Source organism: Streptomyces sp. NPDC048659 (assembly GCF_040650575.1).
In the GTDB taxonomy this organism is placed as follows: domain Bacteria; phylum Actinomycetota; class Actinomycetes; order Streptomycetales; family Streptomycetaceae; genus Streptomyces.
On the sequence record NZ_JBEZHM010000041.1, the window covers coordinates 1 to 15339 of the forward strand.

Genomic DNA, 15339 nt, shown 5'->3' on the forward strand with positions numbered 1-15339 from the left:
CCCCGCCCCCACCCGCGCCCGCTGTTTCACCGTCCCCCCCGTGGGGGGCCCGCCGCTCCCGTCCCCGGGGGGGCCCGGCGCACACGCGTGTGCGCCGGGCCCGACTTCGATTCGGAGTCCCACTCGGAGTCCCCCTCGGACTCAGAGGCCGGCTCCGACTCCGAGTCCGCCGCTCAACGCCAGATGCGGGCCGTCCGACGCCCGGGCGCCCCCTCGGCGGACGGCATGGTGATCGCGTAGTCGATCAGGGAGCCGAGCGCGGCGAGCTCACCGTGGTGGATCGCGCCGCGCGGGTCGTCGGTGAGGAGGCGGGGGATGCCCCGGACGCAGCCCGCGACCGCGAGGAGCGCGGTCTGCTCGCGGCGGGACAGGACCGGGGCTGCGGCGTCCGCCAGATACCGGACCAGGCCGTCGAGGGCATCCCGCGCTCCGACCCCTTCCGCGTCGGCCCGGCCGAGGCTGCCCATGGTCTCCTCGACGGCGGAGGCGAGCACCTCACGCACCCAGTCGCCCGGCGGCAGGGGCAGCCCCCGCATCCACGCCGCGGCGCGCCGGCCGACGGCCGCGGCCTCGGCGAGGACCAGCCGTTCGTACTCGGCCTCTTCGGCGAGAACGGCGGCCTCTTCCGGATCGGACGGCGGCGCGGGCACAGGATCGCTGTGCCGCTCGGCCGACAGCCGCGCGCCGGGGACGGGCTCGTGGCCCGCGCCGTCGGCTGTGCGCGGCGGCGTGTCCCCTCGGGGCGGTTCGGGCAGTTGATCGGTTGTCATAGCGGGTGAACGAGCGACCGCGTGCCTGGTGGCGGGCGGGGTGGGCGCCGTATCAGCAGCGCTGCCGCTCGACGGCCGGCGTCCCGTCCTCGATGTGCCCCGGGCGGGCGGCCCGGACCCCGAAGGCGACCTGGGGCACGAGTGTCAGGACGAGGAAGCCCAACGGCAGGGTCCACGCGTGCGTCTGCTGGTACAGGGCGCCGATCAGGACCGGTCCGGGGATCGAGATCAGGTAGCCGACCCCCTGGACGAACGCGGAGAGCCGGGCGACACCGCCGGGTGTACGGGCCCGCAGGCCGATCATGGTGAGGGCCAGCGGGAAGGAGCAGGCCGAGAGGCCGACCAGGGTGGCCCACAGCCAGGGCGCGGCGCCCGCGCCGAGGGCCAGCCCGCCGAAGCCCGCCAGGCCGCACAGGCCCAGGACGACCACGTAGATCCCCTGACTGCCGCGACGGGCCGCGAGGTTGGGCAGCACGAACGAGGCGGGGACGCCGATCACCATTACGTACGCCAGCAGCAGACCGGACGTTCCGGCCGGCACCCCGGCGTCCTGGTAGATCTGCGGCAGCCAGCCCATGACGGCGTACGCGCCGGCGGCCTGAACGCCGAAGAACACGGCGAGCGCCCACGCGGTGCCGCTGCGCCGGACGGACACCGCCGCGGCCTCCTGGCGCTGCCCGGGAACCCGCCGCCCACGGCGGCTGACCGCCACGAGCCCCCAGACCAGTACGGCCACGGCCACGGGGACGGCCCAGACGGCGAGACCGGGCCGCCAGTCGTCGCCGAGCGCGCGGGTGAGCGGCACGGTCACGGCGGCGGCCAGCGCGGTGCCGCCGGTGAGCGCCATCGAGTACAGGCCGATCAGCGGGCCGACACGGTCGGGGAAGAACCGCTTGATGACCACAGGGATGAGGACGTTGGCGACCGCCACGCCCGCCAGGGCCAGCGCGGTGAGCAGCAGGAACACGGCGGCGCCGCCCGCCAGCGAGCGCGCGGCCACGCCGAGGGCGACCGCGGCCAGACCGGCCATGATCGCCAGAACCGGGCCGATCCTGCGGGCCAGGGTCGGCGCGCCGAACCCGAAGACCGCGAAGCAGACGGACGGCACCGCCGTGAGCAGCCCGGCCGTCCCGGCGCTCATCCCCAGATCGCCACGGACGTCTTCGAGCAGCGGGCCGAGGCTGGTCACCATCGGGCGCAGGTTGAGGGCGGCGAGCACGATCGCCACGGCGAGCAGGCGTCCCGCCCACGGGGTGGGGCGGGGCGGGGGAGCGGCGGTGTCGGGGGCGGTGCCTTGTGCGGTCGGCGCAACCTGGGTGGTTTCTGTGGCCTGCGTGGCCTGCGTGGCCTGCGTGGCCTGCATGACCTGCGTGGCCTGCGTGGTGCGTGTGATCCGTGTCGGCATGTCGTTGTTCTCCCTCGCGGGCCAACGCAAAAAGGGCCCGCTCTCATGAGCAGGGCCCCAGCAACACGACTGGTCTGGCTCCCCAGGCACTCACCTGGAGATGTCAGCTTACTGGATCGTATGACCGAATTGCCTCGTCCCAGGCTCCCGGGCTGCGGTGATGATTCCTGTGCCCGGCGGCGAGTACGTGCCGCAGCTCGGCCAGGTGCCGAGTGCCCGTGGGGAGGGTCAGCCGGTCGAGGAGGGTGAGCGCGGCGGCCGGCTCCAGGTCGCCGTACAGGTCGTGGAAGCTGGTCAGCAGGGCCCGGAAGACGGCCGGGTGCAGGGCGGGAAGCCGTACGGCGGCGCGGTACGCGGGCTCCTTGACGGTCCAGTTCACGGGGCCCGAACACTCCAAGACCCGGCAGGCCCGGCGGAGCCCGGATTGCGTTCGCGCGGCCACCTGGTCGATGTCGTCGCCGAGGACCTCCGCGAAGGCGGTCGCGGACGTGGCGGGGTCCTCGAACCAGTCCACCCACAGCGAGTACGTGACGGCCTCGGCGTCCCGGTCGGCCTCCAGCCGCCGCCGGTAGCCGTCCCAGAGCGCGGCGGCCGGCAAGGGGCCGTCCGCCCCCTCGTTCGCGAACCGGATCTCGCACGTCACCCAGTACTCGTCGAGGAGGTCCAGCAGCCCGAACGCCAGCCGCACCTGGTCGGCGGCGTCCATATCCTCGGCGAACACATCACCCGCCCAGGGATGCGCCACCTGCCCGGCGGTTAGCGGCACACCGGGCTGCTCGGCGTGGACCCAGGCGCTGCCCACCTGGCTGACCCCTTGACCGGCCAGCCAACGCCGCGCCGCCTCCGTGGCCTCGCTCCCCATCCGGAAAGTATGACCGGCCGCGCGCTCCCGGCGATTCCTGGGGAGGAGCGGCAGGCCGGTGACACGAGCGCTACGCCCGAAATGCGGGCCCCACGCGCGGCTTCTACGTTGGGGATCATGACAGTCCAGGTCACAGACCAGCCCGACGCGCACCGCTACGTAGCCCGCCTCGACGGCGCCGAGGAGATCGCGGGGATCGCCGAGTATCTCCGTACCCCCGAGCTGATCGCGTTCACCCACACCGAGGTCGACTCCGCGTACGAGGGGAAGGGCGTGGGTTCCGCGCTGGCCCGCTCCTCGCTGGACGAGGCGCGTGCCGCGGGGCTGAGGGTGCTCGCGGTCTGCCCGTTCTACGCGGGCTGGATCGCACGGCACCCGGAGTACCAGGAGCTCCTGTACCAGAGCCGCAGCAAGGTCACCGACTGAACCACCGCCACCGACGCCACCAGCGCCGCCGTCACCGCTGACGGCATCTGCTGCGGTGGGGCAGGACGTGGACGGATCCGCCGGATCCGACGGATCTGGGCGTCGGCGGTCAATGCCTGGCCGGCACAGGGGAGGCCGGCCAGGAGCGCGTTCAGCCCTGCTTGATCGCGGAGATGTCGAATTCCAGGACGACCTTGTCGCCGACCAGGACGCCGCCGCCTTCGAGCGCGGCGTTCCAGGTCACGCCGAACTCCTTGCGGGAGATCGTCACCGAGCCTTCGAGGCCGACCCGCAGGTTGCCGTAGGGGTCGACGGCGTTGCCGGTGTACTCGAAGTCGATGGTGAGCGGCTTGGTGGTCTCCTTGATGGTGAGATCGCCGGTCACCCGGTAGTCGGTCTCGGACTTCGGCTCGACCTTGGTGACGCGGAAGGTGATGTCGGGGAAGTTCGGCGCGTCCAGGAAGTCGTTGGTGCGCAGGTGCTGGTCACGCTGCTCGACCCCGGTGTCGATGCTCTCGGCCTTGATGACCACCTGTCCGGTGGACCGCGCCGGGTCGGCGCCGTCCAGGTGCGCGGTCCCCTCGAACTGGTGGAAGGCGCCGCGGACCTTGGTCACCATCGCGTGGCGGGCGATGAAGCCGATCCGGGTGTGGGTGGGGTCGAGGACGTAGTCCCCGGTGAGCTCGCTGAGAGCCGCTGCCGTGGTCACGGTGTCTCCGTAGGTTCTGGATCCAGGCGACGGTCCGCCCGAATCGTTCCCGGGTCACGCTAGGCCGCGGACGGCTCTCGGCCCGGAGGTACGCGCGGGCTGGCGCGAGGATGCACCCTGATCGGTGACACGGGCGGCGCAGCGCCCGCCGCGCGGAGCATAGGGTGGCGGGCGAAGAGAGAAGACACCTCATGGACCCCCGGATACCCCGCCTGCGTCGCAAGCTGGCCGCGATCCCTTACCAGCCCCTGCGCAGCCACTCCTTCGGAGAAGAGCGGCACGAGTTCCGTCTCGGCCCGAGACTGCCGGAGTCACGCATCGCCCGGTACGAGGCGGAGCACGGCATCGAGCTCCCCGACGCGTACCGGCAATTCCTCATGTACGCGGGCGGCACGGGTGCGGGGCCTTTCTACGGCCTCATGCCGATGGAACGGTGTTCCCCGCTGGTCATGAATCCACGGGGAGAATCAGGAGCCCCTCGCGGATTCCAGGCAAGGCAGCCCGCGGCGGCTCAAGAAGGCGACCTCTTCCTCGGCATCATCGAAATGGGGTGCAGCGATGTATGCGCGATCGCGCTGACCGGCCCCCTTACGGGACGCGTACTCATCGGAAACAGCGAGGGATTCTGGGGGCCTAATGTCTCCTCCGCAGCCGATTTCATCGACTGGTACGAACGCTGGCTCGACCAGATGAACGCCGGACGCGACAACAGGGCCCTGCACCTCACCTCACCCCGGCTTCAGGCGCATCCGCACCGCTATCGCATGGCCCCGAGGATCTGACGCCTCCCCATGCGGCGACCGCGGCGGCGACGGCGACGGCGTGGACGCCTTACGACGTCCACGGCGTTTCGTCACCTGCCACGATCAGCACCACCGCTACGGCTACAGCTACGGCCACGGCACAGGCCGCTATAGCAGCAGGGCGTCGGCGCTGGTTACGGCACGTACTCCCAGAGGTTGGCACCGCCGTCGGCGCGGTTGGCGCAGTAGAAGTAGTGCCCCTTCAGGCCGTGCTGGTTGTACCAGGCGGCCGCGTTCTGGCAGTCGGTCATGTTGACGTAGGTGTTGATGTACTTGTTGTACGCCGCCGCTGCCGGCGTCGCCGTCATGGCCAGGGTCCCGGCGACTACCGCACCCGTCAGCCCCATCGCGGCCAGTGCTCTCTTCAGTTTCATCTGCCTCACCTTTCAAGAATCCGAAATGGCTTGCAGGAATTACCGCGCATTCCATTCCGGTCGACGCGCCATCCGGACCCCGGAGCCCGGAGGGGCACAGGATTGCCTCATGGGGAAGGGCAAGGGCAATGTCAACCGCCGTACCTTATGGCAGGCCGATCCGCCGCACGGACCTTTCCGCGCCGTCCCATCGAGGCCACGGGACCGCCGTGTTGCTCGGAGACCCGTGCCACGCGAAGCGGGCCCAGCTCGTGCGGAGTGCCCTGCCGAGGGAATCGACGGTCGTCCAGTCGGTGCCGCCCAGCAGCGGACTCGTCGCCCACGCCTCCCGTGTGCCCAGCAGGAAGGGCAGCTCGATTCCGTGCACCGCGCCGAGGCCGCCCCCCCGAGGGCGCCCAGCCGAACTCGTACAGGAAGGCCGCTCCGCCCAGGCCGAGCGCCTCCCTCGCGATCTCGTGCGCCGGCTCGACGAACAGCTCGCGCGACATCGCGGCCACGTCGTCCTCGGGCACCGGGGTCGGGGCGCCTACGGTGAACGCCGCACCCTCGTCGGAGGTGTAGCCGATGACCAGGTCCGGCACGGGCCCGGACCGGAAGACGCGCCGGATGGGCGTGCGGTGGACGAGCGGGGCCGCCAGCGCGGGCAGGAGCGGCACCGTATCCGTATCCGTATCCGTATCCGTATCCGTATCCGTATCCGTATCCGTATCCGTGCCCGTGCCCGTGCCCGTATCCGAACCCGACCCGGGCGTCATGTCCGCGTTCCATCGCGCCATGTCGGCCTGGACCTTGAGGATCCGGTCCACCGGCAGGGTCGCCAGGTCACCCCCCGCTGCCTCGGCGAAGCGGCGTCTGGCGGCCAGCGCGTCGCCGAGGGTGGGGAGCGTGGTGAGGGTCGGCGCGCTCTGCGCGATCAGGCGGCGGATCAGGCGTCGGGCGCGCGGGACCGACATCAGCAGGAGGACCGAACTCGCGCCGGCGGACTGGCCGAAGACGGTGATGCTCGCCGGATCGCCGCCGAACGCGGCGATGTTGTCGCGCACCCATTCCAAGGCGAGGACCTGGTCGTACAGCCCCAGGTTGCCGTCGCTGCCCCCTTCGTGCACCAGACAGCCCAGCGCGCCCAGGCGGTAGTTGACCGACACGACCACCACGTCCCCGTCAGCGGCCAGCCGCCCGCCGTCGTACATCGGGAGCGTGCCGCCGCCGGTCACGAACCCGCCCCCGTGCACCCAGAGCATCACCGGGCGCGCACCGGTGAGACCGGGTGTCGTGACCGCGAGGTGGAGGCAGTCCTCGGACTGCGGCGGCTCGTTCCACTGGGGCCCGAAGACCGGCTCAAGCCGGGACGGAAGCTGTGGACAGATCGGTCCGGGCCGCGTCGCGTCGACGACGCCGGTGTGGTGTTCGGCCCGCACCGGCTTCGCGAACCGCCGGGCCCGCCCGTAACGGATGCCCGGGAACTTCAGTATCCGGTCGGCCCCGCGAAGGCCGACCACCGGCCCGGAGACGGGACGGGCGATCACGGATCCGGAGCCGGATCCAGCCGCTGATGTGGACCCGGACGCTGACCCGGATCCCGTGTCGTCGGAAGGCTTCATCCTCTGGCTCCTTGTCTGTCGCGTAGGGGCGAAGGGGTGGGTCGTCGTACCTTCATCAGTGAACATTCGTACACCTAAGGAGCGAGTGAGGTCGCTCGTCGATGTGTGCAAGCGAGGACGGTGACCGGTTACAGTGCCTCGTGGTCGAGACAACGCGGCGTGCGCGCAATCCGCGAGGGCAAGGTGACAGGCTGCGCCTGGAGATCCTGGAGGCGGCCGCGCGGCTGCTCTCCGAGCTGGGCGGCGAGGAGGGGCTGACGATCCGGGGCGTCGCCCGCGCCGCCGGCATCTCGCCGTCCGCCATCTACCAGCACTTCGCCGACAAGTCGGCGCTGGTCGACGGGCTGATCGCGTACGACTACGAGCAGATCGCGTACGCCATGGCCCGGGCGGAAGAGGCGTGCCCGCCGGAGGCGGCGCTGGAACGGGTGCGGGCCCGGGTCCGGACCTACTGCCGGTTCGTGATGGACAACCCCGGTCACTACCGTCTGCTGATCAATCATCAGCCGCTGACGGCGGAGCCCCGGCGCGGACCGATGGTCGACCTCGTGACCAGTGTGGCCACGGCGTTCGAGCACTGCGAACGGTCCGGCGTGCGGCTGCGGATGCCGCCGAGGCGGGCGGCCGTCCTCGTCTTCACCGCGGCCCACGGGAGGGTCGCGCTCTGGCACGCCTCCGGCGATCACTCGGGGGCGGGGGTCGAGGACCTGGCCGACTTCGTCGACGAGGTGGTCTGGCTCGTCACCCAGTGAACTGGGCCGGGCGTCCGGGGCCTTGAGCCCGCTGCTGCTGCTGATGCCGCCGTCGGTCGGCTTAGGCTACCCTCCATAACTGAACGAATGTTTAGTCATGAGTGCCGTCCTGTCGAGTGGGGCGGCCTCGTGAGCGCGTCCCCTCGGTTTCCGTCACCCGGTAAGGATCTCGCATGCAATACGTTCGGCTGGGCAAGAGCGGGCTGTCGATCTCCAAGGTGGTCCTGGGCTGCATGAGTTTCGGCGACCCGGACGGCGGCACTCACCCGTGGTCCCTGGGTGTCGACGACTCCCGCCCGTACTTCAAACAGGCCATCGAAGCCGGCATCACCACGTTCGACACCGCGAACATGTACGGCCGGGGCTCCAGCGAGGAGATCACCGGCCGGCTGCTGCGGGAGTTCGCCAAGCGCGACGAGGTGGTCATCGCCACCAAAGTGCACGCCACGATGGGCCCCGGCCCCAAGGGCGGCGGCCTGTCCCGGGCGGCGATCTTCGCCCAGGTGGACGAGAGCCTGCGCCGCCTGGACACCGACTACATCGACCTCTACCAGATCCACCGGCTCGACCCGAACGTGTCGGCCGAGGAGATCATGGAGGCGCTCCACGACGTGGTGAAGGCCGGCAAGGCCCGCTACATCGGCGCCTCCTCCATGTGGACCTGGCAGTTCGCGACCCTCCAGCACACCGCGGACCTGTACGGCTGGACCCGGTTCGTGTCCATGCAGGACCAGTACAACCTGCTCCAGCGCGAGGAGGAGCGGGAGATGCTGCCGTACTGCCTCGACCAGGGCATCGGCGTACTGCCCTGGAGCCCTCTGGCACGCGGCCGGCTGACCCGGGACCCGGACGAGCGGACCCGCCGCAACAGCACCGACGGCGCGGAGGAGATCCTCTACGGCCCGACCGCCGAGGCCGACCGGGGGATCATCGGCGCGGTCGCCGACATCGCCGCGGAACGGGGCGTCAGCCGCGCCCAGGTGGCGCTGTCCTGGGTCATGCACCAGCCGGCCGTCACCGCGCCGATCGTCGGCACCACCAAGCCGCACCACCTCACCGACGCGATCGCGGCCGCCGAACTCGCGCTGAGCCCGGAGGAACTGACCCGCCTGGAGGAGCACTACACGGCGCGCCCCGCCTCTGGCTTCTGAAACGTACGGGGGCGGAGCCGGGCCGGGTTGCCCGCGTCAACCGCGCCGAGCAAGTCCCGGGCGTCGGCCGGTACGGACAGGGCCCGGCCGGCGAGGTCCTCGGGGATCTCGGGGTGGGTGGGGTTGACCCGTACGAGACGGGCACCGGGGAGGCCGCGGGTGAGGTGCTCCCCGGGCACGCGGATGACGCCGGGGGTGTTGAATCCGGCGCCGAACTCCAGCACGAGCAGGCGGGCGTCGGGCGGGGTCGCGCCCAGCCAGTCCTGGAGGCCGTTGAGCTCGGGGAGGTAGGGCGTCTCGACGAACTGGGGGCCGATCCGCACGTTGATCTCGACCGCGCCGCCGCAGTTCGGGCAGCGGGGCAGGGCGCCGGGGTCGGTGACGGCGCCGGTGGCCGGATCGTACGCGGCGAGGAGCCGGTCAACGAGAGGGCGGCTGTTCCAGGTGGTGTCGGTGCAGGGGCGGGAGCACTGGTAGCGGCCGTAGTCGCCCTGCGGGGTGAAGACGTGGTCGGCGGCGAAGCCGTTGCGGGCGAAGAGGCCGTCCACGTTGGACGTCATCACCCAGTGGTCCGTGTCGCCGACCAGCTCGCGCAGCCGCCGGTAGAGGGGGTTGGGCGCGGGGGAGAAGCGGATGTCGTCGATGTGGACGGCCCAGTAGCCCCACCACAGTTCGGGCGGCAGCGGGACGCCGACGAGGTAGCGGGAGCGCAGGCCGAGGGCGTGCAGGGCGGGGAAGAGCTCCCGGAAGCGGTCCTCGTCGCCGTAGTCGTAGCCGGCGGCGGCGCTGAGTCCGGCCCCGGCCGTGATCAGCACGCGGTCGGCCTCGGCGAGCCAGTCGGCCAGCGTGCGGGCGGCGTCCCGGGTACCGGTGACGGGGTGGTTCATCGGGGGGCGTTCCGTTCGGTCAGCGCGTGGACGTACGCGGTGCGGTCGGCGTCCCCGTACACGTTGAAGATCACGCGGTCGAGGCCGTCGGGGTGGCGGTCGAACCACTCGGCCACGGTCTCCAGGGCGGTGCGCGCTGCGGGCGTCCTCGGGTAGCCGAAGACGCCGGTGCTGACGCCGCAGAACGCGACGGTGCGCACGTCGTCCACCTCGGCGGCGAGGTCGAGGCAGGAGCGGTACGAGTCGGCGAGGGCGTCCCGGTGTCCCGGGAGCAGCGGGCCGTCGACGATCGGGCCCACGGTGTGCAGGACGTAGCGGGCGGGCAGGTGGTAGCCGCGGGTGACCTTGGCGCCGCCGGTCGGCTCCGGGTGCCCCTGCAGGGACATGACCGTGTGGCAGTCGGCGCGGAGTCGGGGCCCGGCTGCCGCGTGGAGGGCGTTGTCGATGCAGCGGTGCATCGGGGCGAAGCAGCCGAGCAGGGCGCTGTTGGCGGCGTTGACGACGGCGTCCGCGGCGAAGGTGGTGATGTCCCCCTGCCAGAGCGCGGTGCGGTCGGCGGCCGGATACGTGGTGCCGGGGAAGGCGTTGCGGAGCGTGGGCAGCGAGGCCGCGTCCGTCGTGGTCCGCGCCAGGCGCTCGCCGGCCAGGAGCGCGTCCAGCACCCCCGCGACCCCGGCGGGGAGGGGCTCGGGCTCCCGGACGGTCAGCACCGCCCGCAACAGCATCCGGGCGGCGGTGTCGTCGAGCCGGTCCGCGGGGTCGGGGAGCCAGCCCGTGCGTACGGCGATGGGGTCGCCGCCCAGCAGGGCGAGCGCCTCGTGGACCAGGTCGGTGGGGGTGGGGGCGGGGGCCGGTCCGGGAGTCGGGGTGTTGTGCGGGGCATCGGAACGGAAGGGCTCGTACAGGCTGATGGCGGTGGCGTAGGCGTCGAGCGGCAGCGCGGTGGTGGGCGTGGGCGTGGGAACGGGCATGGGCATGGGCATGGGCATGGGGGATCTCCGGCGGGGGAGGGGGCGGCGGTGACAGGGGTCGGGGCCCGCCCCCTGTCACCGCACCGAGGTCAGAACAGGCCGTTGGAGTGCGGGAGTTCCGCCGGGATCGGGGAGATGACATCCCAGTGCTCGACGATCTTGCCGTCCCGCACCCGGAACAGGTCGTAGTACGCGACCGGGACGCCGAACTCGCCCTCGGACTGCACCAGCACGAACTCGCCCTCGGCGATGGCCTGGTGGACGGTCTTGTAGACGAGGTTCTTGCCCTGCTCGGCCCACCTCGCCGCCGCCGCGCCGAAACCGGCCAGACCGTCGGCCGCCTCCGGGTTGTGCTGGTCGTAGGTCTCGGTCGAGATGTAGTCGGTGAGTACGGAGTAGTCGGCTCCGACCAGGACCTTCCGGGCGAAGTCGGCGACCAGGGCGCGGTTGGCCTCGGTCGTCTCCGGCGCGGTGACCTCGGTGGGACCGTCGGTCTGCGAGCGGCCGGAGGCGGTGTCCGTGACCACCGGGGCCAGGGCGTCCCAGTGCTCGGCCAGCTTGCCGTCGGCGTCGACGCGGAAGATGTCGAAGGCGACCAGCGGGTCCGGGCCGAAGCCGTGGTACGTGCCGTGCAGGACCACCAGGTCGCCGTCGGCGATCACCCGGGCCCCCTCGTAGCGGAAGCCCTCCGGCAGCCCGGCGACCAGCCCGCGCAGGGCCTCGGGCCCGTCGGCGGCCAGCGAGCTGTGCTGGCGGTAGTCGGCGGCGACCCAGCGGTCCACCGCGCTCGGGTCCTTCTGGCCGAACAGCTCTCCGGCGGCGGACAGGACGGTCTTCTTGGGGTCGCTCATGGCGGATCGTCTCCTTGTGGGTTCGGGTGGGGGGGATGGAATGGGGGTACCGGGACGTGGTCAGACGCCGGTCGAGCGCGGAGGCCAGGGAAGCGGCCCACGCTCCGCCAAGGACATTCCCCTAGCTCCTTTCCGACAACGTCCTGTCGTCGCCTGCCCTGACAATCCCCAAGTTAGGTGCACAGAGCTGGGTGGGCCGGATACGCTGCGGACTTACGATGGTCAAAAACCGACACGATGCCGACGGCGGCGCCCACGGCCTCGGCCACTCCGGCCGCGGCCTCGCCCGCGACCCCGGCCGTCGCCCTGGCGGCATCCCGGAGATCTCCTTCGCCGCGCCCGCCGGAACCCCCGCCGGGGTCGAGGTGCTGGACCTGGCGGACCTGCGCCGACGCGTGTCGGCCGAGTGGCTCGGCGTCCCGCAGCGCCCGGATTTCCACCACCTGATCACGCTCACCGAGGGGACCCTGCGGCACACGGTCGACTTCACGGCGTACGCGCTCGACCCCGGCCCGTGGCTCTGGGTGCGCCCCGGTCAGGTGCAGCAGTGGGGCGACCTCGCCCACGCCGAAGGCACCCTGATCCTGTTCCGCCCGGACGTTCTGGACCCGGCCACCACCGACAGCGCCCGCTTGGAGGACCCGCACGCGCCGGTCCTGCGGCGTCCGCTTCCCGACGACGCCACGGCCCTGCGGCTCGCCGCCGAGCACCTCACCGCCGAGTTCTACGCGCTCGGCCGCCTGCCGTTGGAGATCCACACGGCAGCCCTGCGTCACCTGCTGGCCGTCCTCGTGCTGCGGTTGGCCCACCTCACGACGCCCGCCGGCAGCCTTGGGCCCGAGCCCGACGCCACCTATCTGCGCTTCCGCGACGCCGTGGAACGGAGCTTCACCGGCACCCGCCGGGTCGAGGACTACGCGGAGGCGCTGGGCTATTCGCCGCGCACTCTCTCCCGCGCCACCCTCGCGACCGCCGGTCTGGGCGCCAAGGAGTTCATCGACCGCCGCGTCGTCCTGGAGGCCAAGCGCCTCTTGGCCCACAGCGACGAAACCGCCGCCCGCATCGCCGACCGGCTGGGCTTCTCCAGCGCCACCCACTTCAGCAAGTACTTCCACCAGCGCACCGGCCAGACCCCGATCGCCTTCCGCGACACGGTCCGCGGACACGCCACGAGAAGGCCGCCCCATCACGGCCCGGAACCCCTCGACGCCGAAGGCGTCTGAAGCGGAGAGCTCAGACATCGAACTCCCCGCGTACGGAAATGACTTCGCCCGCGCGGCAGCCGTACGACACCAAGCCTGCCCAGCCCACGGCCGAGGCCGTCGCCGCAACGCGCGACCACTCATCCTGCGGGCTGCTCTACGCCACCCGAGCCTCCCTCGTGCCAGTCGGTGGCCGTGATCCACCGAGTGGATGACGCGAACGGCGAGCTGGCGTGGATGCCCGACGGACGCACCTTCTGCTATGCCATGGTGCGAAGCTCGATGGCCAGGTCGGTATGTGGTCCCCTTCCAGAGAAGGCGCCCGAGCCCGGGCTGCCTTCCGGGCGGACGATCACCTTCCTGACCTTCGACCGCCCCTACGGCTCCGTCGACCCGAAAGCGGAGATCCGCAGCACCGATCGGACGGTTTGCATTTCTGCTCAGCCATGAGGGGAAGACGGCTCTCTGAGATCTGGTCCGCAAGGCTCTTCGATCCGACGGCGCGCTCGCCACTGTGACACGCCTGCCGCGGTCACCGAGAAGGCCAGGAGCGGTCCGGCAGCCCAAAAGAGCACGGTCATCGGCCAGGCCGGCTCTTTGCCGGCCAGCATGGTCGTCATCTTGGCCGCCAACGCGATGCCCAGCAGCACATAGGCGAGGCCCCAGGTGCGGGCCACCCAGATGGGCCCCCCGATCGGCTGCGGCGGACGGTGCGGACGGAGCACGGCCCGCCCGCCCAACCACGTACAGCCCAGTGCCAAGACCGTCATGAACACTGCTCCAGCCGTGTCCAACGTATCGGTCTGGATCCCGGGCATTCCCGCCACTCTCTTCTCACGTCATGCGGCTCTCAACGCCAAGACCGCCCCTGGTCAGCATCATTGCATTCCGAGTGCCTCACTTCAGATGCAGGGCACAGCAGACAGATGGAGCGGTTGCCTTCCGGCATCCGGCAATGTGGGGGGTCTGAACTACAGTCACGCATGCACCTGGCGGAGGGCCCCGAGCTCTGGTCAGAGCCTGCTGCGGCCCCTCCCCGATATCCCGCCCCGAGGCCCCTCCCCGTCACGTTCCGCTATCGTGCGAGCACCTGGCCGGAAGGGGTGCCCGTGCAGCCGTTGACGTTCATCGTGGGGACAGGGCGTAGCGGTTCGACCGCCTTGTCGAGGGTGCTCAATCTCCACCCCGACGTACTCAGCCTGAACGAACTGCTCGCCTCCGTCGGTGTCGGGGGCATTCCGGAGGGGCGCTTGTCCGGGCGGGAGTTCTGGCGGCTGCTCGCCCAGCCGAACCCCGTCTTCGAGAAGATGATCGTCTCTGGGATTCCGCTCTCGGAGTTCCTCTACACGCGCACGCCGGGGAGGTACGCCGCCGGGGGCTCGAGGATCCCGGCCATCCTGCTCATGGTGCTGCCCCATCTGTCCGATCAGCCGGACGAGTTGTTCGACGACCTGGGGCGCACGGTCAGCGGCTGGCCCGAGCGCTGCGCGGCCGACCACTACCGCGCCGTGTTCCAGGTGCTGCGCGAGCGGTTCGGTCGTACGGCGGCAGTGGAGCGGTCGGGCTACTCCACGGAGTGGATTCCTCGCTTGCGTGTGCTCTTTCCCGAGGCGCGCTTCGTCCACCTGGTCCGTTCCGGCCCCGACTGCGCCCTGTCGATGAGCCGGCATCCCGGCTACCGGACGATCCTGATCCTGCGGAAGATCCTCGAACACTGCGGCGTTGAGCGGCTCTTCGAGCTCACCGAGGAGCAGGTGCGGGCCCTGCCCCCGGACCTGGCCCCGCTGCTCGCCGACCGCTTCGATCCGGAGCTGGTGTGGGACCGGGACATCCCGTACACGGCCTTCGGCGAGCTGTGGTCCCGCCTGGTCACGGAGGGTGTCGCCCACCTGGAGGGGCTTCCCCCGGAGCGGCGGACGACCCTGTTGTACGAGGAGTTGCTCGACCACCCCGGCAGGGAGCTGTCGCGCTTGGCGGAGTTCGTCGGGGTGGAGCCGGCCGCCGACTGGCTGGCCACGGCCCAAACCATGCTGGACGGCGGCCGCCGAGGCGCGTCCAGGCGCCTGACGCCCGCCGAGCGGGCGGCGCTTGAGCGCAGCTGCGCGCAGGGAGAGCGGGCCTTGGGGTGGAGCGAGGGGTGAGTCGATGGCGTCACCGACATCCCTCTGTCTCTCTGTCTCTCTGTCTCTCTGTACCGCTGTCCCGCCGGACGGGCCGGTCGCAGATGAGGACCGAAGGCGCTGACCTCGGACTCGTGTGCAACCTTCCAGGCCACAGGCGAGTCTGAGGAGGAAATGCTAGTGACAGAAATGAGGCACGTGGTGGACGATCTTGGAGGTGTCCTGGTGAAGGCCGGGAAGTGGGTTGTTCGAGGTCTGGTCGTCTTCCTCGATTACGTCAACCTGCGTGACACGGTCAAGGGGGTCCGGCACGAGGTTCGCAAGGCGCGCCGCTGAAGGGTGTCCATGAGGGGGGCGTATTGAGTGAATCCGGTGACCTGAAGCTTGAGCCGGCCTGGTTGGTGGCGGCGAATGTGGTGGCCTGGCGCCGATGGGGAGTCGACGGGCAGGAGCTG

17 protein-coding genes are annotated in these 15339 nt (G+C 71.2%); 7 read left to right on the forward strand and 10 right to left on the reverse strand.

The window, feature by feature from the left end:
* Positions 1-173: 173 nt before the first annotated feature.
* The 3 genes from AB0C99_RS26925 to AB0C99_RS26935 form a co-directional block, all read right to left on the reverse strand.
* Positions 174-770, reverse strand: coding sequence for a hypothetical protein (locus AB0C99_RS26925; protein WP_362480033.1), 597 nt, complete (start codon positions 768-770; stop codon positions 174-176).
* Positions 771-822: 52 nt separating this feature from the next.
* A complete protein-coding gene (locus AB0C99_RS26930; protein WP_362480036.1) occupies positions 823-2175 on the reverse strand; it encodes an MFS transporter in 1353 nt (450 codons plus the stop codon).
* Positions 2176-2278: 103 nt separating this feature from the next.
* Positions 2279-2896, reverse strand: coding sequence for a hypothetical protein (locus tag AB0C99_RS26935; RefSeq protein WP_362480039.1), 618 nt, complete (start codon positions 2894-2896; stop codon positions 2279-2281).
* A 258-nt stretch (positions 2897-3154) separates the two neighbouring features.
* Here AB0C99_RS26935 and AB0C99_RS26940 point away from each other — a divergent pair, with 258 nt between their 5' ends.
* On the forward strand, positions 3155-3463 hold the full coding sequence (locus AB0C99_RS26940) for a GNAT family N-acetyltransferase (protein WP_362480042.1): 309 nt from the start codon (positions 3155-3157) through the stop codon (positions 3461-3463).
* 151 nt (positions 3464-3614) lie between these two features.
* Here AB0C99_RS26940 and AB0C99_RS26945 read toward each other — a convergent pair whose 3' ends face one another.
* The gene (locus AB0C99_RS26945) at positions 3615-4172 is read right to left on the reverse strand and encodes a YceI family protein (RefSeq protein WP_362480044.1); all 558 of its coding nucleotides are present in this window, start codon (positions 4170-4172) and stop codon (positions 3615-3617) included.
* 191 nt (positions 4173-4363) lie between these two features.
* On the opposite strand from AB0C99_RS26945, the gene AB0C99_RS26950 reads away from it, so the two are divergent.
* On the forward strand, positions 4364-4954 hold the full coding sequence (locus tag AB0C99_RS26950; protein WP_362480047.1) for an SMI1/KNR4 family protein: 591 nt from the start codon (positions 4364-4366) through the stop codon (positions 4952-4954).
* 155 nt (positions 4955-5109) lie between these two features.
* On the opposite strand, the gene AB0C99_RS26955 is transcribed toward AB0C99_RS26950, so the two are convergent.
* A complete protein-coding gene (locus AB0C99_RS26955; protein WP_362480050.1) occupies positions 5110-5349 on the reverse strand; it encodes a hypothetical protein in 240 nt (79 codons plus the stop codon).
* A gap of 131 nt (positions 5350-5480) precedes the next feature.
* Positions 5481-6875 (reverse strand): carboxylesterase family protein, encoded by a 1395-nt coding sequence (locus tag AB0C99_RS26960; protein WP_362480053.1) that lies wholly within the window; start codon positions 6873-6875, stop codon positions 5481-5483.
* A 215-nt stretch (positions 6876-7090) separates the two neighbouring features.
* On the opposite strand from AB0C99_RS26960, the gene AB0C99_RS26965 reads away from it, so the two are divergent.
* The gene (locus AB0C99_RS26965) at positions 7091-7702 is read left to right on the forward strand and encodes a TetR/AcrR family transcriptional regulator (protein ID WP_362480055.1); all 612 of its coding nucleotides are present in this window, start codon (positions 7091-7093) and stop codon (positions 7700-7702) included.
* A 173-nt stretch (positions 7703-7875) separates the two neighbouring features.
* A complete protein-coding gene (locus AB0C99_RS26970; protein ID WP_362480058.1) occupies positions 7876-8853 on the forward strand; it encodes an aldo/keto reductase in 978 nt (325 codons plus the stop codon).
* Here AB0C99_RS26970 and AB0C99_RS26975 read toward each other — a convergent pair.
* The 3 genes from AB0C99_RS26975 to AB0C99_RS26985 all read right to left on the reverse strand — a co-directional run bounded on the left by AB0C99_RS26975 (position 8823) and on the right by AB0C99_RS26985 (position 11562).
* Positions 8823-9740 carry an NAD-dependent protein deacetylase of SIR2 family gene (locus AB0C99_RS26975; protein WP_362480061.1) on the reverse strand — a complete coding sequence of 306 codons (918 nt, stop codon included), beginning with the start codon at positions 9738-9740 and terminating at the stop codon, positions 8823-8825. The genes AB0C99_RS26970 and AB0C99_RS26975 overlap by 31 nt on opposite strands.
* Positions 9737-10711 (reverse strand): protein-ADP-ribose hydrolase, encoded by a 975-nt coding sequence (locus AB0C99_RS26980; protein WP_362480063.1) that lies wholly within the window; start codon positions 10709-10711, stop codon positions 9737-9739. Before AB0C99_RS26980 ends, AB0C99_RS26975 begins: the two co-directional genes overlap by 4 nt.
* A gap of 89 nt (positions 10712-10800) precedes the next feature.
* A complete protein-coding gene (locus AB0C99_RS26985; RefSeq protein ID WP_362480066.1) occupies positions 10801-11562 on the reverse strand; it encodes a nuclear transport factor 2 family protein in 762 nt (253 codons plus the stop codon).
* Positions 11563-11780: 218 nt separating this feature from the next.
* Here AB0C99_RS26985 and AB0C99_RS26990 point away from each other — a divergent pair, with 218 nt between their 5' ends.
* On the forward strand, positions 11781-12785 hold the full coding sequence (locus tag AB0C99_RS26990) for a helix-turn-helix transcriptional regulator (RefSeq protein WP_362480068.1): 1005 nt from the start codon (positions 11781-11783) through the stop codon (positions 12783-12785).
* Between the two features lie 419 nt (positions 12786-13204).
* Here AB0C99_RS26990 and AB0C99_RS26995 read toward each other — a convergent pair whose 3' ends face one another.
* A complete protein-coding gene (locus AB0C99_RS26995; protein ID WP_362480070.1) occupies positions 13205-13582 on the reverse strand; it encodes a hypothetical protein in 378 nt (125 codons plus the stop codon).
* A gap of 351 nt (positions 13583-13933) precedes the next feature.
* Between AB0C99_RS26995 and AB0C99_RS27000 the strand changes: the two genes are divergently transcribed.
* Together AB0C99_RS27000 and AB0C99_RS27005 are read left to right on the forward strand one after the other, a co-directional pair.
* Positions 13934-14905 carry a sulfotransferase gene (locus AB0C99_RS27000; RefSeq protein ID WP_362480071.1) on the forward strand — a complete coding sequence of 324 codons (972 nt, stop codon included), beginning with the start codon at positions 13934-13936 and terminating at the stop codon, positions 14903-14905.
* A gap of 180 nt (positions 14906-15085) precedes the next feature.
* Positions 15086-15220, forward strand: coding sequence for a hypothetical protein (locus AB0C99_RS27005; RefSeq protein ID WP_362480074.1), 135 nt, complete (start codon positions 15086-15088; stop codon positions 15218-15220).
* Positions 15221-15339: the final 119 nt, after the last annotated feature.